Below are 20,731 nucleotides of genomic sequence, written 5' to 3'. Positions count from 1 at the left end.
TCAAGCCTCCTGCCGCTGACGCGCAAGTGTCAGGTGCGGACGGAGCAGGGCGCCCAAATGGTAGAGCGCAAGCACGCCGATCGCGGCGCCCAGCGGCCACCAGAACAGGTCCTTTTTCGGCTGATGGCTTAGGGTTTTCACTTCGTGCGGAGTGAGCTGGTCGAGGGTGCTGTAGACCTGATCCAGCGCCGTGCGGTCTTCAGCGCGGAAGAACTTGCCGCCGGTGGCATCGGCGATCTGCTGCAAACCCTGCAGGTTGACCTTGGCTTCACCCTCGGCGGTCGGGTCACCGATGCCGATGGTGTGAATCACCACGCCTTTGGCGGCGGCCATGGTCGCCGCGTGATCCGGGGTGATCGCGCTGCTGGTGTCATTGCCATCGGTCAGCAGGATCAGCACTTTTTCTTGTTCGTGGGCCTGATCGAGCAGCTTCAGGCTCAGGCCAATCGCATCGCCGATTGCGGTGTTCGGACCGGCCATGCCGATGCCGGTGTCGTCGAGCAACAGCGACAGACTGGCGTGATCCAGCGTCAGCGGTGCCTGGGGATACGCGCCGCTGCCGAACACGATCAGGCCCAGGCGATCTTCTTTGCGTTTGTCGATAAAGCCATGGACCACTTCCTTCACCGCTGCCAGACGGTTGATCTTCTGGCCATTGGCGTCGGTGTAATCGGTGGTTTCCATGGATTGGGAAATGTCGATGGCCAGCATCAGGTCGCGCACCGGTTGCTGGCGTTCGATCGGTTTTTCGACGAGCACCGGGCGCGCGGCGGCCAGCAGCACCAGCGCCCACACCAGCAGATTCAGGGCCAGCTGCCAGCGATTACTGCGGGTTCCGGCCTGGCTCGGTGCCTGACCGACCGCACGGCTCATGGCGCCGAAAAACGGCACGCGCACGGCGCTGCGGGCTTCGCGGTAATCGGGCAGGTAGCGGTAGCCCAACCACGGCAGCGGTAAAAGGATCAGCAGCCACGGGTAATCAAGCTGCCACATGGTGATGCTCCACCCAGTGTTTACAGGTATCAAACAGTTGCTGGCGTTTATCGTTGGGCATGGCAAGCAATGCCGCATCGGGCGCATAGGCCAATTGCGCCAGTTGCTGGCTGAAGTCGGCGGGTAACGGCTGCGAACTGTGCCGCGCCAAAAAAGCCTGCCAGTCATCACCCTCAAGGGCACCGATATCCTGTGGGAGCGAGCTTGCCCGCGATGGCGCCCGGTCAGCCGACATCAATTTTGAATGTATGGGCCTCATCGCGGCATCGGTATCTACACATCTCCCGATCCTGGTCTATAAAAGGACGGCATGGATATCAAATGACCGGGCTAGATGCCCGACTGGCAAAACGATACGACGAGTTAGTCATGGGACACAGTAATGGATTACCGGCGCTGGCCGCCGGGATGAAAGCCTTGCCGCGAAGCGACAAGGCTTTTGCACAGACGCAAGCCCTTTGGCGATTTTTGAGCAATGACCGAGTCAGGCCCGTTGATCTGGTTAAACCGCTGCTGGCGTTGGCCCACGAAGGCTGTCGGGACGACTGTGATGACTATGCCTTGGTCATGCATGACTGGTCTCGGCTCAATTACATGCACCACCACAGCAAGGCTGATCGCCTGCAAATGACCCACCGGGGCGACATCGGTTACGAGCTGCAAAGCAGTCTGCTAGTCACGGATCGTGACGGTGCACCGATCTGTACTCCTGCTCAGAATCTAGCGACCAGGGACGGCGTGCTCAGCACGCGAACCGAAGAAGTGCTGGCCCCTGAAAAACATCTGGATGAGCTAACCGCTCGTATTGCTTGGTTGGAGCAGCAAAAATTTGCCAAGCCTCTGGTCCATATTGTGGATCGAGAAGCTGACTCTGTGGCTCACATGAGGCAGTGGCAAGCTGAGAACTGGAACTGGCTGTTACGCGTAAAAGCGGGCTCTACAGCGAGTTATGAAGGCCAATCTCAGCCGCTAAGCCAGATCGGCAAGGGGCTCATTTACAAAGAAACCCGCAAGGTTGAATACAAAGGCAAGCCCGCGATTCAATGGATCGGGGAAACCTCGGTCGTACTGACTCGCAAAGCTCAGCCGTTTCTCAAAGACAGAACCGAGCGCAAGACGCGGCATAAATCTGGAGAGCCATTACCGGCGCGGTTGATCGTTAGCCGAATCACGGGGGCGGACGGTCATTTGCTGGCCGAATGGTATTTGCTGAGCAACCTTGAACAAGAGGTCGCGGGTGAACGATTGGCGCTCTGGTATTACTGGCGCTGGCGTATCGAGTCCTACTTCAAACTGCTTAAAGGGGGTGGGCATCAGCTAGAAAACTGGCAGCAAGAGAGCGGTGAAGCCGTGTTCAAACGGCTGCTGATCGCTAGTCAGGCGTGTGCAGTTAGTTGGCGTCTGATGCGGGCAGAGGGTGAGTTTGCTGAGCAAACACGGGACTTTTTGGTCCGTCTGTCCGGTCGGCAGATGAAGCGCTCGCAGCCGGTAACGGCTTCTGCGGTGCTGGCCGGTTTGTACATGCTGTTGGCCATGTGCGAGACGCTGGAGCAATACACTCCCCAGGAACTGGCGGGTTTTGCTAAAGAAGCCATCGGCTGGGTGGCCAGCCGAAGACTTTAGAGATGTGTAGATACCGATGCTCATCGCGGGCAAGCCCGCTCCCACAGGTTTTTTATTCCAAGAGGAGGGCATGGAGAGGGCCACGCGTTTTAACAGCTCCGGGAGTTCCCGCAGGGCGCCAAGTTGATCGCTGCTGCTTCGCAATTCAGCCAACCGCACCAACGCCTCCCGCCGATACCGATCCCGCCGCCATTGCCAGTACCGCCGCGCACCCACCAGCAAAACAGCAATCACCAACACCCCGAGCAACACCCACCACCCCCACGTCTGCGGCGCATAACTGACCGGTGCCGGTAGCGCAATTTCCTTCAGCTGTTCGATACTCGGGATGTTCGGGTTCATCGCCGACCTCTGCCGAGCTCGGTGCGTAATTGTTCGTGGGCATCGGTCGCGGTGCTGAACATCATTAGCGGCACCTGACTGCGTCGCAGCAGGGTGGCGACATCCTTGAGCCGACCGCTGAGAAAATCCCCCAACGGCTGATGAACGCTGCGTTGTTCGACGGCCAGTTCCACCTGCAACTGGCCCTGGGTAATCAGCAAACGCCCGTTCTTCGGCAGGTTCAGCACCAGCGGGTCATACACCTGCATGGCCACCACATCGTTGTGCGCGGCCAGTTGGCGCATCAACTGCAACGTGCGCTCACCGGCACCGGCAAAGTCGCTGATGATGCAAATCAGATGATCGTGCCCGGCCACGGCCAGGCAATGCTGCAACACCTTGTCGAGCTGGTCTTCGCCTTCGGCGTCCGGGTTGGCGGCGTTGAGTTGCTGATTCTGCTCGGCAATGCGGCTGCACAACGCCTCGATGCGTTTACGGCTGCGCAGGGGGGCGATGCTGTCGATGCGTTGGTCGTTAAACACCAGGCCACCGACCCGATCCCCGGCGTTGAACACCATCCACGCCGCGAGCGCGCCAAGCTCCGCGGCGATGGCCGATTTGAAGCTGCGTTGCGAGCCGAAGAACATCGACATGCGCTGATCCACCAGAATCAAGGCCGGGCGATCACGCTCTTCGGTAAACGTGCGCACCACCGGTTTGCCGGTTCGCAACGAGGCGCGCCAGTCCAGATGACGCAGATCGTCCCCCGGCTGATAACGACGCAGTTCATCAAAATTCAAACCACGGCCACGCAGGCGCGAAGCATGATTGCCGGCCAGAATGCTGCCTTGCGGCTGACGCGCCACAAAACTCAGGTTACGGGCCTTGAACTCCAGGGCCATCAATTGCGCCAGAGAGACATAGACCAGACCGTCGGCACTCTTCATTTTCAACCTCAGGCAGGAATCGCCACTTTGTCGAGCAGGCGATCAAGCACCTGATCCGCCGTCACACCGTCCGCCACCGCGTCATAGCTCAGCTGCAAACGATGACGCAGCACCGGATGCACCACGGCGCGGACGTTATCGGGCGAGACGAAATCCTGCCCCTGCAACCAGGCATCGGCCCGGGCGCAACGGTCGAGGCCGATACCGCCTCGAGGACTGGCGCCGATGGCGATCCAGCGGCCCAGATCGGCGTCGTAGTCAGCGGGATGGCGAGTGGCATTGATCAAGTCGATCAGGTAGCGGTCGATGGCCGGGGACACGTGAATGGCGCTGACTTCTCGACGCGCCGCGAAGATCACCTCTTGAGACAACGCAAAGCCCTGCACCGCCGCGGTCTTGGCGCCCAACGCAAATTCCTCTTCGCGCAACAGCCGCAGCACCTGGCTCTCGTTTTCGGCACTGGGGTAATCGAGCAAAACCTTCATCAGGAAACGGTCCATCTGCGCTTCCGGCAGTGGATACGTGCCTTCCTGTTCGATCGGGTTTTGCGTCGCCACCACAATGAACAGGTCTGGCAGCACGTGACTGTTGCCGGCCACGGTGATCTGGCGTTCTTCCATCGCCTCCAGCAATGCTGCCTGAACCTTGGCCGGGGCGCGGTTGATTTCATCCGCCAGAATCAGGTTGCCGAACAGCGGGCCGGGCTGGAACTGGATCTCGTTCTTGCCATCGATCTGGTGCAGGACTTCGGCACCGGTGATGTCCGACGGCAGCAAGTCGGGGGTGAACTGGATGCGGCTCATCTTCGCGTCCAGGTGCTTGGCCAGCGCCTTGACCGTGCGTGTCTTGGCCAGCCCCGGCAGGCTTTCGAGCAGCAAGTGCCCGTTGGCCAGCAGACCGAGGAGAATCTGCCGGATCACCTGGTCCTGACCCAGCACGGCTTCGGCGATGCTGGCTTGCAGGGCATTAAGGTCTTGGAGTGCAGTCATGGGTGGATTCCCTTTCTCAAAGGCATGTTCAAAATTTCTGGTACCTGGCCAAACCGGTCACTCCTAGAAAAACGCCAACGTCAGGTTTACGGCCACACCGTTGCCTTCCGGGCGGTTCTTGGTGTCGAACTCCGGCACCCAACGCGCACTGACGCTGGCCTGGGCGTCGTTGAACTTGCCGGCCCAGCCGATCACCGGGCCAGCACCGACGGAACGACCGCGAAAGCCATTGAGTGCATCAGCGGTCTGGCCTTTGTCGTCGGTGATCTGCTGGACATAACCGCCGACCAGACCGGCGCTCCAGCCGTTGCCGAAACCGTGGGTCCACATCGCATCGAGGGTAAAAATGTTGCCGTTGCGGTAATCCGTGGCGTCGTTCTCGGTGTAGAACTCCAGACCGCCCGACAGCGTGAATTCGCCACCCTTGCCATCCAGGTGGGTGAACGCCACGGTGGGCATGAAGGTGTAAGTGTTCTGGCCGGGGTTGGCCAGGCGATCGTCGTTGTAGGCACCGGTCGGCACGTAGATCGGCAGGGACAACGAGAGGTGGTTGACCTCGTCGAAGTGATAACCGGCGGCAATCGGCGTGATCAGCATGTCGGCGAACTGCGTGCCGGTGTCTTCGCTGCCCAGTGTCCGGCCGCGAGGGCCGGTAATGCTGATGTTGACGTCGGTGTACTGCACCGGCACGCCGATGGCCGAGGCATAGTTCCAGCGCCCTTTGCCGGTGTCCCACACATGGGTAAAGTTGGCCATGGTGTAGGAGACTTTCATGTCGAGGTCGGCACCGACCTCACCGACAATCGGCACGCCCTTGCCGCCCTTGAGATCGCCGTCATACCAGATGCTGGTAAAGGACATGACCCAGCCCGGTGCCGGCGGCACGACACCGGCGTTGGAAAACACCTGTTGTCCGGTGATCGGGCGTCCGACACCGCCCTCGGCCGCGAAGACCAAAGGGCTTGCCCCGATCACACACAGAGCCAGTAAGGGACGCACTGCAAAAGGCCTGACCATGACTGACTCCACTTACTGTTTTTGTGAATTGACGGGGGTCAGCAACGGCATTTTCCACTGGCCGCTGGTGACTTCCGGTTTTGGCAGGTAGAGGCGCAGGACTCCATAGAACGGGCCGTTCGGCGCGGGCAGCCAGTTGCTTTCCAGATCCTTTGCCGGCGGCTTGTTTTGTAGATAAAGGGTCAGGCCACCGTCGGCATCGAACTTGAGATCGGGCAGCATCCGCGAGTTGATCAGGTAGCGATTCAGCGGGTTGGCCACTAGCAGCTTGTTTTTGCCGTCGTACATCGTCAGCGACCAGAACGCGTCGGCCGGGGGCAGGGCGCCTTTGTCGAAATGCAGGGTGTAATCGTGTTTCGAAGCGTCGGCGGGCTGGCTGTCCTTGTCGACGAAGTAGCCGATGTAATTCGCCTCTTCCGCCGAGTTGCCGAAAATCCCCATGTTGGCGCCGGCGTAGCGGTACAGGTAATTACCCTTCAGGTGATCGCGTGTGCCAAAGAAGTCGCCGCTGGTGATCTGGTGGGTATCGACTTTGTCTTTTTTGAACTGGGCGAATTCGGCCTTGGCATCACTGATGCCGTCTTCCAGGGCCTGGCGCTGCTCAGCTGTGAAGTCGTGCAACGTGAAAGGCTTGCCGGCTTCGATGCCGATGGTCTTGAAGCGCGCGAGCAGGTCCTTTTCCGCGTCCTGCGCCGGCGCGAAGGCCAGCATGAAGTTCAGGTAGCGGAACAGGTCAGGGGTGTCGCTCATGGTCGGCGTGGGTTTCGGCCAGGCGATCTTCGGCGCCGCTGGCGGGGCCTTCTGCTTGACGTAGTGGCTCAGCGTTTCGACTTTGTAGCCTTTCTGGATCTGCTTGACCTTGGCCAGGTCCTTTTCATCAAACAGCTGCGTGCGATACAGCGCGTAGGCGATGTTGGTTTCGCTACGCAGCAACCGATCCATTTTTACCGGTTGCTGACCTTGCCAGTTGGGGCCTGCGACCATGAAATGCCCGCCGTTATTGCCCGTGCTGCGGGTGCCCAGGTAAGCAAAATTCTGCGTGTAGGCGTCGATCAATTGCACCGAGTAATAACGATGCTCGTCGATGGGCGGCAAGGTCAGGACCACCGGTTCGGCGCGCAGGTCCATCCAGACGAACGAGTAGGGCGTGTCCGCGTTCGGTGTGACGAACGCAGTGTCCTTGGCGGTGAACGCCTTCGCGGTGTTGCCGATCCGGTTGAACGGTGCCTTGAAGTTCGCGCTATTTTTGTCCACGGCCTGGGTGTAGAGGGTTTTGTACATTTCCACCACCGGGAAGCCGTAAAGGTAGGCTTCCTTGGCGATGCCCCGGGCGTCTTCGGGTGTGGCGGTGAAGTCGGCCCAGGCGCTGGTGCTCAGAGTGAGCGAGAGAACGGTGAGCAGCAGGCGGTTATTCATAAAGCTTCCTTATTGAACCCTTGGGCGTCATTCCACGGCCGTGATGTCATCGAGCTTCCAGCTTTTGTCGAAATAGGCTTCGGTGGGGCCGTACAGGCGGAAATAGCTGAACCAGTGTTTGCCTGGCACGGTTTGCACCCAGTTGTTCTCGAAGCCTGCGGGCGCGGTCGGGCCGAAGTACAAGTCCACCGAGCCGTCGGCGTTTTTCTTCAGGTCCTGACGGGACGACAGATCGGCCTTGCGCTGAGGGTTGTCGATCAGGCAACGGCTGTCGATGTCGTAAACGGTCATCGACCAGAACTGCTTGGCCGGCGGGTTGGCGCCGACGTGCAGACGATAGCTTTTGCCGCCATCGAGCCAGTTGCCCTTGCTGTCGGTGTAGGCGCCGAGGTAGGTCTGGCCCAGCCCCGGGGTCTTGGAAACCATACCTTTGGTATTGGTCACCGCTTCATAGAACCAGGCGCTGCGCTCCCATAATTGGTCGTAGTAAGCGACGCGCTGCGACGGCTCGGCGATGTTCAGTACTGTGTCCCATTGCCGGTCCTTCCAGTACTGGGCGTCCGGGAAACGCTTGGCGAAAGTGTTGGCCTTGGCGATCAGTTCGCCGACTTGCGCCCCTTGCTCCAGCGCCTTGCGCTGGTTGTCGTTGGGGTTGAAGGGCTTGTCCTTCTCGATGCCGAGGCTGGCGAGCATGGCCATGTAGAAACGATCACGTTCGTTGACCGGCTCTTTCTGGATGATCTGGTGCAAGCGCTCCCAATAGGCCAGGCCGCGCGGCTGGGTGCCGGACCAGGCTTTGCCGCCGGGGGAGAGCAGCCGGGTCGTGGACGGAGTGGCGCGTTTGGCGTACGGGTACATCTTGAACTGCTCGACCAGTGCCTTGCCCTTGGCCGGGTCCGGATCGAGAACGCGGAAACCCACCAACACGTTCATGGTTTCCGATTTGGCCAGGTAGTATTTGCCGGCGTCTGCCGGTGGTTCGGCGCCGGGTGGCAGGACCAGGTATTTGCCACCCTTGCCTTTGTCGGGGCCGGTCTGGCCCATGTCGATAATCGCGCGCTGCCAGAAATCACCTACGCCGCCCGCAGTGGGGCCGGGCGGCAGTTCGATCACCAGCGGACCGGTTTCACTCAGGTCGGCGAAGCCGAGGATGTACGGTGTGGTTGCATTGGCGGTGATCACGCCCAGCTTGTCTTCGTAACTGTTGAGTACCATCAGATCGCCGCTTTGGGCGCCGAGCTTGTCACGAAATTCTTCCTGCCACTGGGCGTAGGACACCAACGGCAGCGCCCACAGATAACTTTGGGTGGCCTGTTGGAAATCCAGCTCGGCGTAGAGTTTGGGAATGGACGCATGTGCCGGCAGCTCGCCTTCCATCGCAATCTTGCCGATCCGCGTCTCAATGTCCTGTGCGCCAACGCCGCAGCTGACGAACATGGTCATCAGGCTGTAGCCGGCCAAGCGAATTGCACCGTGCATACGAAATTCCTTATCTGCCGAACGTGACGTTGATCCCGGCGAACAGCGTGAACTGCGGCAGGCCATCGCCTTTGCGCTCCACGGTCCACTGCGGTTCGATGAAAGCGTTGAGGATATTGGACCCGGATTTCCAGACCTTGCCGCCACCCAGACCGAGTGGGATGTAATGGGTGTCGTTTTTCAGGTCGAAGGTCCAGGTACCCGTCGAGCGCAGGTACCAACCCTTGTCCAGGTTATGAATGATGAAGGGCTGCAGCGTTGCGGATTCGACGTGGGCACGGTCATGGTCGCCGGCGAAGGAGCTTTGATACTGCACCAGTGCGCCGAGCAAACCCCGTGGCGATGAATCAATCGCAATGGCGGCCAGACCAGCCTGCCATTTACCGGTGCCCAGTTCGTCCTGATCGGCAGTGGGGGCAGTGATTTGCGGGCCGATACCCAACTGCACGCCCTCGGTCTTGAGCAGGAAGATATCGAAGACGTTCAGATCACCTTCGCCGGTGCTGTAGCCGCCGTTCGGGTCGGGGCGCGTGCTGATCGGAACGGTGGCGCGCAGCAATTGCGGCACACCGATGAAGTCGCCTGGGGCAATCGGCAGCGTGCCGCGCATCAACAGATCGTTGGTGTGGGCATGGGTGTCGTAAAGCTTGGGCGTGTAGTAGTCCTGAAGGTTGGCACCGGGTGCCAGGTTCAGCGGGTTGTTACTTTTGTTGGCCGTTTCGGCGTTGTCCGCCTGGGCACAAACGACAGGCGCAAAGCATGCCGCCAATAACACGGCGCGTGTTCCTGCTTTTATCGACATGACTCCCCCGTTCCTTCGTGGCTCATTGGACGACTCGGCACTTGACGGCCGTTACTGCGTAAGCTCTTTCCTATCAAGCCTGTAGGACACGTCAGTTGAAGTTAGCAGCTAACGTCGGGTTCGCCAGTCGGAAGGGGGGATCCTTGGACTTTTGTACAAGTTTTCGGTGTTTCTTTGTGTACTGGAAAGTTAATACGAATCAGGGGTTTGGGTGCAGTCCGGCAGAAATGCCTTCGCGGACACGCCTCATTCCTGTAGGAGCGAGCGGTGCGGCGATCTGACTTGCCCGCGAAGAACGATAATGCGGTGGTTCCGGACGGTTACGTAGCTGAAATGTTCAGCGCTTTTTCATCTGCTCGCGCAGCCGCTCTTCCTGCTCACGCAGTTCCGGAGTCAACAGCGCCGCGAAATCTTCCGCGCTGTAGATCGGGCGGATCTCGATCTCAGCTTCGGTGCCCGGCATCGGATTGGGACAGCGTTTGACCCATTCGATCGCTTCCTCTTTCGACTTCACTTCCCACAGCCAGAAACCGGCGATCAGCTCCTTGGTTTCGGCGAACGGGCCGTCGATGACTGTGCGTTTTTCGCCCGAGAAACGCACCCGTGCGCCTTTGCTGCTCGGGTGCAGGCCGTCGCAGTCAATGAGGATGCCGGCCCTGGTCAGTTCCTCGTTGTAATTGCCCATCGCAGCCATCAGTTCTTCGCTGGGCATCACGCCGGCCTCGGATTCCTGGCTGGCTTTTACAATGATCATGAATCGCATGGTCTTATCTCCGCTGGAGGGTGGGTGATTCACTGTGTAGTCGAATAACCGTGTCCTGAATCGACAGGCGATGGCTGCCTTTCGTCATGAACACCGTGTGTAGGCTGGAGAGGGCGGTACGCTGAACCGCCGTGCGAATATGCGCCGGATGTTCGAGGCGCGGCACCGCATAGGCTGCAGTTGCCGGCCTGAACCCGCTCCCACAGGGATTTGGGTTGTATACAAGTTTTGTACAGGGGATAGGTCGTCGGACCATTTCGTGGTTAACTTCGGCCTCTTCAAAATTCTCCACAACAACGTCAGAAGGACTCCGTTCATGGCTCAAGTCACTCTTAAAGGCTCCCCGGTTCAAGTCAACGGCCAACTGCCACAAGCCGGTTCCAAGGCGCCAGCCTTTTCCCTGGTTGCCGGCAATCTGTCCGACGTGACCCTGGCGAACTTCGCCGGCAAGCGCAAAGTGCTGAACATCTTCCCAAGCGTCGACACCCCGACGTGCGCCACTTCGGTACGCAAGTTCAACGCCCAGGCCAACGACATCGCCAACACTGTTGTGCTGTGCATCTCCGCTGACCTGCCGTTCGCTCAAGCCCGCTTCTGCGGCGCCGAAGGTCTGGAAAACGTGCAAAACCTGTCGACCCTGCGCGGTGCCGAGTTCATCGAGAACTACGGTGTGGCCATTGCTGACGGCCCACTCAAAGGCCTGACCGCCCGTGCCGTCGTGGTACTGGACGAGAACGACAACGTTCTGCACAGCGAACTGGTCAAGGAAATTGCTGAAGAACCGAACTACGAAGCAGCACTTGCTGTTCTGAAATAAGCTCGGTTTTACAATTGTTAACGGCCTGAGGGGGCGTTCTCAGTTAATTTCCCCGCCGCGTTGTCGCCTTAAAGCGGGCCAGGCAAGGCGCAGGCCGCTGGGAATGGTTGTTCCCTTTCCAAGGCCTGCAACGCAGGCTGGCCCGCTTTAAGGCACAACCCGAAGGGCCGGGCCTGCTGTTGTGCAGGGCTGCGTTGCTCGAAGCTTATTTGGAATGACCAAACCACGCTTCTCGCGCCTTGCCCTGCACAACAGCAGACCCGGCGCGGCGGGGTAATTAACTGAGAACGCCCCCTCTGTCCAGGCCGTTTTCATTTGTGCTTCAGTGTCTTAGACAAACCTCCTGTTACGTAAGCCGAAGGTAAATTGCCGGTAAAGGCGCTTTGCTTAATACCCACCAGTGCTTATCGTTCAGCCTCCTGTAGAAAGAAGCTCACGCGCCCAATGGTTGATCATTCCATGCAATCCTCCGCTTCCCGTAATCCTCGCCGCTGGCTCCTCGGCCTGCTTGTCCTGTTGGTCATCGCTGGCCTGTGCTGGAAATTCTGGCCCGCCGGCACTGCCCAAAAGGACGGCGCTGCGCCGAAAGCCGTGGCCGGCCACACCGGCAAGTCGGGAGGGATGCGTCCGGGCTTCGGCGGGGCAACCGGACCGATCCCGGTGCGCGTGGCGCCGGCGGTCAAGGGGGATTTCCCGCTGTACTACAAGGCGCTGGGCACCGTTACTGCGCTGAACACCATCAATGTGCGCAGCCGGGTTGGCGGCGAATTGATGAAAATCTCCTTCGAAGAAGGGCAGATGGTCAAGGCTGGCGACCTGCTGGCTGAAATCGACCCGCGTCCTTACCAGAACGCCTTGCTCCAGGCCGAAGGCACGCTGCTGCAGAATCAGGCACAACTGAAAAACGCTCAGGTCGACGTGGAGCGTTATCGTGGCCTGTTCAAGGAAGACAGCATCGCCAAGCAAACCCTGGACACCGCCGAAGCACTGGTCGGTCAGTACCTGGGCACGGTCAAGACCAACCAGGCGGCGGTCAACGACGCCAAGCTCAATCTCGAATTCACCAGGATCCGCGCGCCGATTGCCGGACGTGTGGGCCTGCGACAGCTGGATGTCGGCAACCTGGTGGCCGCCAACGACACCACGGCGCTGGCGATCATCACCCAGACCCAACCGATCAGCGTCGCCTTCACCTTGCCGGAAAACAGCCTCGACGTCGTACTGGCCCGCTATCGCACCGGCGCCAAACTGCCGGCCGAAGCCTGGGACCGTGGCGACACCAAGTTGCAGGCCACCGGCGTGTTGCAGAGCCTGGACAACCAGATCGACGTGACCACCGGCACCCTGAAATTCAAGGCGCGCTACGAGAACCGTGATCAGGCGCTGTTCCCCAATCAGTTCGTCAACGTCCACTTGCTGGCTGACACCTTGAAAGACGTGGTGCTCGCACCTTCGGCGGCGATTCAGTTCGGCACCAACGGCACCTTCGTCTATGCCCTGGACGGCGACAAGAAAGTCGCGATTCGCCAATTGAAAGTCGGCGCCAGTGACGGTGAAAACACCGTAATCATTGAAGGCCTGGCCCCCGGAGACCGCGTGGTCCTCGAAGGCACCGACCGCCTGAAGGAAGGCAGCGAAGTGGAAGTGGTCAACGACACCAAGGACGTACCGACCACCCCGACCGGCCACCTGCAAGGCAAATCGGCGGCCAGCTTGACTGAGCCGGCGACTACCGACAAGGCGAAAAAGGGCGGCGCATGAACATCTCGCGGCTGTTCATCCTTCGCCCGGTCGCCACCACGCTGAGCATGCTGGCCATTATCCTGGCCGGCGTGATCGCCTATCGGCTGCTGCCGGTGTCGGCGTTGCCTCAGGTGGATTACCCGACCATTCGCGTCATGACGCTGTATCCCGGCGCCAGCCCGGATGTCATGACCAGCGCCGTGACCGCGCCGCTGGAGCGTCAGTTCGGGCAGATGCCCGGCCTGACCCAGATGGCGTCGACCAGCTCCGGCGGCGCCTCGGTGCTGACCCTGCGGTTCAGCCTCGACATCAACATGGACGTTGCCGAGCAGCAGGTGCAGGCCGCGATCAACGCCGCGACCAATCTGCTGCCCAAGGACCTGCCGGCGCCGCCGGTGTACAACAAGGTCAACCCGGCGGACACCCCGGTGCTGACCCTGGCCATCACCTCCAAAACCATGCTGTTGCCCAAGCTCAATGACTTGGTCGACACGCGCATGGCGCAGAAAATCGCCCAGATCAGTGGCGTCGGCATGGTCAGCATCGCTGGCGGCCAGCGTCAGGCGGTGCGGATCAAGGTCAACCCTGAAGCCTTGGCAGCCAATGGCCTGAACCTGTCGGACGTGCGCACCCTGATCGGCGCGTCCAACGTCAACCAGCCGAAAGGCAACTTCGACGGCCCGACCCGGGTGTCGATGCTCGATGCCAACGATCAACTGACCTCGCCCAAGGACTACGCCAACCTGATCCTGGCCTACGCCAACGGCGCGCCATTGCGGCTGAAGGATGTGGCGGAGATTGTCGACGGCGCGGAAAACGAACGCCTGGCGGCCTGGGCCAATGAAAACCAGGCAGTGCTGTTGAATATTCAGCGTCAGCCTGGTGCCAACGTCATTGAAGTGGTCGACCGGATCAAGGCCTTGCTGCCGAGCATCACCGACAACCTGCCGGCCGGCCTCGACGTCACGGTCCTCACCGACCGCACCCAGACCATCCGCGCCTCGGTCACCGACGTGCAACACGAATTGCTGATCGCCATCGCCCTGGTCGTGATGGTGACGTTCCTGTTCCTGCGTCGGGCCAGCGCCACGATCATACCGTCGGTGGCCGTGCCGCTGTCGCTGATCGGCACCTTCGGCGTGATGTACCTCGCCGGGTTCTCGGTCAATAACCTGACCCTGATGGCCCTGACCATCGCCACCGGTTTCGTGGTGGACGATGCAATCGTGATGCTGGAGAACATTTCCCGCTATATCGAAGAAGGGGACAGTCCCCTGAATGCCGCGCTCAAGGGCGCCAAGCAGATCGGTTTCACCTTGATTTCGCTGACTCTGTCGCTGATCGCAGTACTGATTCCGCTGCTGTTCATGGCCGATGTGGTGGGGCGGCTATTCCGCGAATTCGCCATCACCCTGGCCGTGGCGATCCTGATTTCCCTGATCGTGTCCCTTACCCTGACGCCGATGATGTGCGCGCGGTTGCTCAAGCGTGAACCCAGGGAAGAAGAACAGGGCCGGTTCTATCGCGCCAGCGGCGCAACAATTGATTGGATGATCGCGGCTTACGGGCGCAAGTTAAAGTGGGTTCTCAAGCATCAACCGCTGACATTGCTGGTGGCAATCGGCACGTTGGCGCTAACGGTGTTCCTGTACATGGTCGTGCCCAAGGGCTTTTTCCCGGTGCAAGACACCGGGGTGATCCAGGGCATTTCCGAGGCGCCGCAGTCGATTTCCTTTGCCGCAATGAGTGAGCGTCAGCAGGAACTGGCCAAGGTGATCCTGGCTGACCCGGCGGTGGAAAGCCTGTCGTCCTACATTGGCGTCGACGGTGACAACTCGACGCTCAACAGCGGCCGCCTGCTGATCAACCTCAAGTCCCACAGCAACCGTGACCTGAGCGCCACCGAAGTGATTGCCCGCCTGCAACCGGAACTCGACAAGCTGGTCGGTATTCGCCTGTTCATGCAGCCGGTGCAGGACCTGACCATCGAAGACCGCGTCAGCCGCACGCAATACCAGTTCAGCATGTCGTCGCCGGATTCCGAGTTGCTCAGCCTGTGGAGCGGTCGGCTGGTAGATGCACTGGCGCAACGGCCGGAGTTGACCGACGTTGCCAGCGACTTGCAGGACAAGGGCTTGCAGGTTTATCTGGTGATCGACCGCGATGCGGCGTCGCGGGTCGGTGTGTCGGTGTCGAACATCACCGATGCGCTGTACGACGCCTTCGGTCAGCGGCAGATTTCCACCATTTACACCCAGGCCAGCCAGTACCGCGTGGTGCTGCAATCGCAGTCCGGCGAGAAGATCGGCCCGGATGCGCTGAACCAGATTCACGTCAAGACCACCGACGGCGGGCAAGTGCGCCTGTCCAGCCTGGCGCACATGGAGGAACGCCAAGCGCAACTGGCGATCACGCACATCGGCCAGTTCCCGGCGGTGATGATGTCGTTCAACCTGGCCCCCGGCGTGGCGCTGGGGCATGCAGTGGAAATCATCGAACAGGTGCAGAAAGACATCGGCATGCCGATTGGCGTGCAGACTCAGTTCCAGGGCGCGGCCGAGGCGTTCCAGGCCTCGTTGTCAAGCACCTTGCTGCTGATTCTGGCGGCGGTGGTGACCATGTACATCGTGCTTGGCGTGCTCTACGAGAGCTACATCCACCCGATCACCATTCTCTCGACCTTGCCCTCGGCAGCGGTCGGCGCGTTGCTGGCGTTGCTGTTGAGCGGCAATGATCTTGGAATGATCGCGATCATCGGCATCATTTTGCTGATCGGTATCGTGAAAAAGAACGCGATCATGATGATCGACTTCGCCCTCGACGCGGAACGCAACCAGGGCATGGACCCGGAAACAGCGATCTATCAGGCGGCGCTATTGCGTTTCCGGCCGATCCTGATGACCACGCTGGCGGCATTGTTTGGCGCGGTGCCGTTGATGCTGGCCACTGGTTCCGGCGCGGAATTGCGCCAGCCGTTGGGCCTGGTGATGGTCGGCGGTCTGCTGGTGAGCCAGGTGCTGACGCTGTTCACCACGCCGGTGATCTATCTGTATTTCGACCGCCTCGGTCGGCGCTGGGGTCGCAAGTCTGAAGCCGTGGAAGCGGTCGAGCAGCCATGAATTTGTCCGGACCCTTCATCAAGCGCCCGGTCGCGACCATGTTGCTCAGCCTGGCGATCATGCTGCTGGGCGGTGTGAGCTTCGGCCTGTTGCCGGTGGCGCCGTTGCCGCAGATGGACTTCCCGGTGATCGTGGTCCAGGCCAGCCTGCCCGGTGCCAGCCCTGAAGTGATGGCCTCGACCGTGGCCACGCCGCTGGAGCGCTCCTTCGGCGCCATCGCCGGCGTCAACACCATGAGCAGCCGTTCCAGCCAGGGCTCGACCCGGGTGATTTTGCAGTTCGACCTTGACCGCGACATCAACGGCGCGGCCCGGGAAGTGCAAGCCGCGATCAACGCCTCGCGCAACCTGCTGCCGAGCGGGATGCGCAGCATGCCGACCTACAAGAAGGTCAACCCGTCCCAGGCGCCGATCATGGTGCTGTCGCTGACGTCCGACGTACTGGAAAAAGGCCAGCTCTACGACTTGGCCTCGACGATCCTGTCCCAGAGCCTGTCCCAGGTGCAGGGTGTGGGTGAAGTGCAGATCGGCGGCAGCTCCTTGCCGGCGGTGCGCATCGAACTCGAACCCCAGGCACTCAACCAGTACGGCGTGGCCCTGGACGATGTGCGCAACACCATCGCCAACGCCAACGTGCGCCGGCCCAAGGGCTCGGTCGAAGACGGCCAGCGGCTGTGGCAAGTGCAGGCCAACGATCAGCTGGAAAAAGCCAAGGATTACGAGTCGCTGATCATCCACTACGCGGACGGTGCTGCGCTGCGCCTGAGGGACGTGGCCAAGGTCAGCGATGGCGTCGAGGACCGCTACAACAGCGGCTTCTTCAACAATGACGCGGCGGTGCTGCTGGTGATCAACCGCCAGGCCGGCGCGAACATCATCGAGACGGTCAACGAAATCAAGGCGCAGCTGCCGGCGTTGCAGGCGGTGCTGCCGGCCAGCGTCAAGCTGAACCTGGCGATGGACCGTTCTCCGGTGATCAAGGCCACGCTGCACGAAGCGGAGATGACCCTGCTGATCGCCGTGGCGCTGGTGATTCTGGTGGTGTTCCTGTTTCTCGGTAACTTCCGCGCCTCGCTGATTCCGACATTGGCGGTGCCGGTGTCGCTGGTCGGCACGTTTGCGGTGATGTACCTCTACGGATTCTCTCTCAACAACCTGTCGCTGATGGCGCTGATCCTGGCGACCGGGCTGGTGGTGGACGACGCCATCGTGGTGCTGGAGAACATATCCCGGCACATCGACAAAGGCGTGCCGCCGATGAAGGCCGCGTATCTGGGGGCTGAGGAAGTCGGTTTCACCTTGCTGTCGATGAACGTCTCGCTGGTGGCGGTGTTCCTGTCGATCCTGTTCATGGGCGGAATTGTCGAAAGCCTGTTCCGCGAGTTTTCCATCACGCTGGCGGCGTCCATCGTGGTGTCGCTGGTGGTCTCGCTGACGCTGACGCCGATGCTCTGCGCCCGCTGGCTCAAGCCGCACACGCCGGGGCAGGAAAACCGTTTGCAGCGCTGGAGTCAGCGTGCCAACGAGTGGATGGTCGGCAAATACGCCACCAGCCTCGACTGGGTGTTGCGTCACCGCCGGTTGACATTGCTCAGCCTGATCGTGACAGTCGGCGTTAACATCGCGTTGTATGTCGTTGTTCCTAAGACCTTTATGCCGCAGCAAGACACTGGCCAGCTGATCGGTTTTGTGCGCGGCGATGACGGGCTGTCGTTCAGCGTCATGCAGCCGAAAATGGAAATCTTCCGCCGCGCCGTGCTCAAGGACGACGCGGTGCAAAGCGTCGCCGGTTTCATCGGCGGCACCAACGGCACCAACAACGCCTTCATGCTGGTGCGCTTGAAACCGATCAAGGAACGCAACATTTCCGCGCAGAAGGTCATCGAACGGCTGCGCAAGGAAATGCCCAAGGTCCCTGGCGCGCAATTGATGCTGATGGCGGATCAGGACCTGCAATTCGGTGGCGGCCGCGAACAGACCACGTCGCAGTATTCCTACATCCTGCAAAGCGGCGACCTGGGCGATTTGCGCGAGTGGTACCCGAAGGTCGTCACCGCTTTGAAAGCGTTGCCGGAGCTGACGGCGATCGATGCCCGTGAAGGTCGGGGCGCGCAACAGGTGACCCTGATTGTCGACCGCGATCAGGCCAAGCGCCTGGGGGTCGACATGGACATGGTTACCTCGGTGCTGAACAACGCCTACAGCCAGCGGCAGATTTCGACAATTTACGACAGCCTCAACCAGTATCAGGTAGTGATGGAGGTCAATCCGAAATACGCCCAGGACCCGATCACGCTCAAGCAGGTTCAGGTGATTACCGCTGACGGTGCACGGATTCCGCTGTCGACCATTGCCCACTACGAAAACAGTCTGGAAGACGACCGCGTCAGCCATGAAGGTCAGTTCGCGTCCGAAAGCCTGTCCTTCGACATGGCCGACGGCGTGACGGTAGAGCAGGGCACGGCGGCGATCGAGCGTGCAATCGCCAAGGTCGGCCTGCCGGAAAGCGTGATTGCGAAAATGGCCGGCACCGCCGATGCCTTCGCCGCCACCCAGAAGAGCCAGCCATGGATGATTCTCGGGGCGCTGGTGGCGGTGTATCTGGTGCTGGGTGTGCTGTATGAAAGCTACATCCATCCGCTGACCATTCTCTCGACGCTACCGTCGGCCGGGGTCGGTGCGTTGCTGTCGATCTATGCACTGGGCGGCGAGTTCAGCCTGATTTCGTTGCTCGGGTTATTCCTGCTCATCGGGGTGGTGAAGAAAAACGCCATTCTGATGATCGACCTGGCGCTGCAACTGGAGCGGCATCAGGGCCTCGAACCGCTGGAGTCAATCCGCAGCGCCTGCCTGCAACGCCTGCGGCCGATTCTGATGACCACCCTGGCAGCCATCCTCGGCGCGTTGCCGTTGCTGCTGAGCCGCGCCGAAGGGGCGGAAATGCGTCAGCCGCTGGGCCTGACCATCATCGGCGGCCTGATTTTCAGCCAGGTGCTGACCCTTTACACCACCCCGGTGGTTTACCTCTATCTCGATAAACTGCGCCATCGCTTCAACAAATGGCGTGGAGTGCGTACCGATGCTGCTCTGGAAACCCCGCTATGACTGACCGTTCGCTTATCAATCTGGCCACGCCGTTGGCGGCGGCCCGAGGCTCGCGTCTGCTGAGCCTGGCGCTGTGCGTGGCGATGCTCAGCGCGTGCGCTGTCGGCCCGGACTACCAGCGTCCGCCAGCCGCCGCGCCGATGCAATACAAGGAAGCGGCCGGCTGGCGTCAGGCCAGCCCGAGTGATTCCCTGGCCCGTGGCGCCTGGTGGGAGTTGTATGGCGATCAGCAACTCAATGGCCTGATCGAAAAACTCAACAGCTCCAACCAGACCGTCGCCCAGTCCGAAGCCCAGTACCGTCAGGCCCAGGCTTTGGTGCGCAGCGCCCGGGGCGCGTTTTTTCCAACGGTGGACCTGACCGTCGGGAAAAACCGCTCCAGCCAGGGCACCGGCAGCAGCAGTTCGAGCCTGACCAGTTCTTCGAGCGGGATTCGTGACACTTACACCGCACAGGCCGGGGTCAGTTGGGAAGCGGACATCTGGGGCAAGTTGCGCCGAGGCCTTGAAGCCGACACCGCCAACGCCGAGGCCAGTTTTGCCGACCTGGCGGCGATGCGCCTCAGCCAGCAATCGGAACTGGTGCAGAACTATCTGCAACTGCGGGTGATCGACGAACAGAAACGCCTGCTGGAAGCGACCGTCGAGGCCTATCAGCGCTCGCTGAAAATGACCGAAAACCAGTACCGTGCCGGCGTCTCCGGCAAGGATGCGGTGGCCCAGGCCCAGACCCAGCTCAAAAGCACCCAGGCGGACATGGTCGACCTGATCTGGCAACGCGCCCAGTTCGAGAACGCCATCGCCGTATTGATCGGTCTGCCGCCAGCCGAGTTCAGCCTGGCCGAATCCAAGAACATACCGGCGTTGCCCGAAATACCGCTGAGCCTGCCTTCGCAGTTGCTCGAGCGTCGCCCGGACATCGCTTCCGCCGAGCGTTCGGTGATGGCGGCCAACGCCAACATCGGCGTGGCCAAGGCTGCGTATTATCCGGATTTCACCCTGAGCCTGAACGGCGGTTATAGCAGCAGCACCTATGCCAACTGGATCAGTGTGCCGAACCGCTTCTGGTCGGTGGGACCGCAACTGGCCATGACCCTGTTTGATGGCGGCCAGCGTTCTGCCGAGGTCGATCGTAGCGAGGCGGCTTACGACGAAACCGTGGCCAAGTACCGCCAGACCGTGCTCGATGGGTTCCGTGAGGTGGAAAACTACCTGGTGCAGCTCAAAGTGCTGGAAGACGAAGCCGGCGTGCGCCAGGAAGCACTGGATGCCGCGCGTGAATCCCTTCGGTTGACGCAAAACCAGTACAAGGCCGGGGTGATTGCGTACCTCGATGTGGTGGTGGTCCAGGCGACTGCATTGAGTAACGAGCGCAGCGTGTTGAATTTGTTGCAGAGCCGCTTGATCGCCAGCGTGCAACTGATTGCGGCACTGGGCGGTGGCTGGGACGGGGCGCTTCAAGTGGGCGAAAACAAATAGCGCGGCTGTTGTAGCAGCTGTCGAGCCCGCGAGGCTGCGTTCGGCGACGCAGTCGTCGTAAAACCTGCGCATGCGGTCTTCCTGAAACACCGCGTCGCCTGATTTCACGACGACTGCGTC

General features: G+C 60.7%; 14 protein-coding genes and 2 pseudogenes. 6 read left to right on the top strand and 10 right to left on the bottom strand.

Annotation, left to right across the window (positions count from 1 at the left end; translation table 11 throughout):
- Positions 1–993, bottom strand: coding sequence for a vWA domain-containing protein (locus tag ACA072_RS15275; protein ID WP_497618678.1), 993 nt, complete (start codon positions 991–993; stop codon positions 1–3).
- Positions 980–1,213, bottom strand: a pseudogene (locus ACA072_RS15270) (DUF4381 domain-containing protein); the annotation flags it as partial. The pseudogene ACA072_RS15270 and the gene ACA072_RS15275, both read right to left, overlap by 14 nt.
- A gap of 101 nt (positions 1,214–1,314) precedes the next feature.
- On the opposite strand from ACA072_RS15270, the gene ACA072_RS15265 reads away from it, so the two are divergent.
- Complete coding sequence (locus ACA072_RS15265; protein WP_497618676.1) at positions 1,315–2,616, top strand: transposase; 1,302 nt, start codon at positions 1,315–1,317, stop codon at positions 2,614–2,616.
- 18 nt (positions 2,617–2,634) lie between these two features.
- Here ACA072_RS15265 and ACA072_RS15260 read toward each other — a convergent pair.
- The 8 genes and pseudogenes from ACA072_RS15260 to ACA072_RS15225 form a co-directional block, all read right to left on the bottom strand.
- A pseudogene (locus tag ACA072_RS15260) lies at positions 2,635–2,958 on the bottom strand (DUF4381 domain-containing protein); the annotation flags it as partial.
- Positions 2,955–3,884: a DUF58 domain-containing protein gene (locus ACA072_RS15255; protein WP_497618674.1), complete on the bottom strand. Its 930-nt coding sequence runs from the start codon at positions 3,882–3,884 to the stop codon at positions 2,955–2,957. The pseudogene ACA072_RS15260 and the gene ACA072_RS15255, both read right to left, overlap by 4 nt.
- Positions 3,885–3,892: 8 nt before the next feature.
- Positions 3,893–4,873 carry an AAA family ATPase gene (locus tag ACA072_RS15250; protein WP_497618672.1) on the bottom strand — a complete coding sequence of 327 codons (981 nt, stop codon included), beginning with the start codon at positions 4,871–4,873 and terminating at the stop codon, positions 3,893–3,895.
- Positions 4,874–4,936: 63 nt separating this feature from the next.
- Entirely contained in the window at positions 4,937–5,890 is a 954-nt protein-coding gene (locus tag ACA072_RS15245; protein ID WP_497618670.1) for a SphA family protein, read from the bottom strand.
- 12 nt (positions 5,891–5,902) lie between these two features.
- On the bottom strand, positions 5,903–7,306 hold the full coding sequence (locus ACA072_RS15240; protein WP_497618668.1) for a DUF1254 domain-containing protein: 1,404 nt from the start codon (positions 7,304–7,306) through the stop codon (positions 5,903–5,905).
- A 27-nt stretch (positions 7,307–7,333) separates the two neighbouring features.
- Positions 7,334–8,785, bottom strand: coding sequence for a DUF1254 domain-containing protein (locus ACA072_RS15235; protein WP_497618666.1), 1,452 nt, complete (start codon positions 8,783–8,785; stop codon positions 7,334–7,336).
- Positions 8,786–8,795: 10 nt separating this feature from the next.
- Complete coding sequence (locus ACA072_RS15230) at positions 8,796–9,587, bottom strand: hypothetical protein (RefSeq protein ID WP_497618664.1); 792 nt, start codon at positions 9,585–9,587, stop codon at positions 8,796–8,798.
- Positions 9,588–9,924: 337 nt separating this feature from the next.
- Complete coding sequence (locus ACA072_RS15225) at positions 9,925–10,350, bottom strand: YciI family protein (RefSeq protein WP_497618662.1); 426 nt, start codon at positions 10,348–10,350, stop codon at positions 9,925–9,927.
- Positions 10,351–10,666: 316 nt separating this feature from the next.
- On the opposite strand from ACA072_RS15225, the gene tpx reads away from it, so the two are divergent.
- The 5 genes from tpx to ACA072_RS15200 all read left to right on the top strand — a co-directional run bounded on the left by tpx (position 10,667) and on the right by ACA072_RS15200 (position 20,611).
- A complete protein-coding gene (gene tpx, locus ACA072_RS15220; protein WP_010459910.1) occupies positions 10,667–11,167 on the top strand; it encodes a thiol peroxidase in 501 nt (166 codons plus the stop codon).
- A gap of 444 nt (positions 11,168–11,611) precedes the next feature.
- Positions 11,612–12,928 (top strand): MdtA/MuxA family multidrug efflux RND transporter periplasmic adaptor subunit, encoded by a 1,317-nt coding sequence (locus ACA072_RS15215; RefSeq protein WP_497618660.1) that lies wholly within the window; start codon positions 11,612–11,614, stop codon positions 12,926–12,928.
- Positions 12,925–16,029, top strand: coding sequence for an MdtB/MuxB family multidrug efflux RND transporter permease subunit (locus ACA072_RS15210; protein WP_497618658.1), 3,105 nt, complete (start codon positions 12,925–12,927; stop codon positions 16,027–16,029). Before ACA072_RS15215 ends, ACA072_RS15210 begins: the two co-directional genes overlap by 4 nt.
- A complete protein-coding gene (locus ACA072_RS15205) occupies positions 16,026–19,133 on the top strand; it encodes an efflux RND transporter permease subunit (RefSeq protein WP_497618656.1) in 3,108 nt (1,035 codons plus the stop codon). Before ACA072_RS15210 ends, ACA072_RS15205 begins: the two co-directional genes overlap by 4 nt.
- Positions 19,130–20,611: an efflux transporter outer membrane subunit gene (locus ACA072_RS15200; RefSeq protein WP_497618654.1), complete on the top strand. Its 1,482-nt coding sequence runs from the start codon at positions 19,130–19,132 to the stop codon at positions 20,609–20,611. Before ACA072_RS15205 ends, ACA072_RS15200 begins: the two co-directional genes overlap by 4 nt.
- The last annotated feature ends 120 nt before the right edge of the window (positions 20,612–20,731 follow it).

Source organism: Pseudomonas sp. LBUM1656, from assembly GCF_059716065.1.
This window is presented reverse-complemented; position numbering and strand designations above follow the sequence as displayed.

Coding starts and splice junctions, on each gene's coding strand:
- ACA072_RS15275 (WP_497618678.1), bottom strand. CDS start 993: ATGTGGCAGCTTGATTACCCGTGGCTGCTGATCCTTTTACCGCTGCCG.
- ACA072_RS15265 (WP_497618676.1), top strand. CDS start 1,315: ATGACCGGGCTAGATGCCCGACTGGCAAAACGATACGACGAGTTAGTC.
- ACA072_RS15255 (WP_497618674.1), bottom strand. CDS start 3,884: ATGAAGAGTGCCGACGGTCTGGTCTATGTCTCTCTGGCGCAATTGATG.
- ACA072_RS15250 (WP_497618672.1), bottom strand. CDS start 4,873: ATGACTGCACTCCAAGACCTTAATGCCCTGCAAGCCAGCATCGCCGAA.
- ACA072_RS15245 (WP_497618670.1), bottom strand. CDS start 5,890: ATGGTCAGGCCTTTTGCAGTGCGTCCCTTACTGGCTCTGTGTGTGATC.
- ACA072_RS15240 (WP_497618668.1), bottom strand. CDS start 7,306: ATGAATAACCGCCTGCTGCTCACCGTTCTCTCGCTCACTCTGAGCACC.
- ACA072_RS15235 (WP_497618666.1), bottom strand. CDS start 8,785: ATGCACGGTGCAATTCGCTTGGCCGGCTACAGCCTGATGACCATGTTC.
- ACA072_RS15230 (WP_497618664.1), bottom strand. CDS start 9,587: ATGTCGATAAAAGCAGGAACACGCGCCGTGTTATTGGCGGCATGCTTT.
- ACA072_RS15225 (WP_497618662.1), bottom strand. CDS start 10,350: ATGCGATTCATGATCATTGTAAAAGCCAGCCAGGAATCCGAGGCCGGC.
- tpx (WP_010459910.1), top strand. CDS start 10,667: ATGGCTCAAGTCACTCTTAAAGGCTCCCCGGTTCAAGTCAACGGCCAA.
- ACA072_RS15215 (WP_497618660.1), top strand. CDS start 11,612: ATGGTTGATCATTCCATGCAATCCTCCGCTTCCCGTAATCCTCGCCGC.
- ACA072_RS15210 (WP_497618658.1), top strand. CDS start 12,925: ATGAACATCTCGCGGCTGTTCATCCTTCGCCCGGTCGCCACCACGCTG.
- ACA072_RS15205 (WP_497618656.1), top strand. CDS start 16,026: ATGAATTTGTCCGGACCCTTCATCAAGCGCCCGGTCGCGACCATGTTG.
- ACA072_RS15200 (WP_497618654.1), top strand. CDS start 19,130: ATGACTGACCGTTCGCTTATCAATCTGGCCACGCCGTTGGCGGCGGCC.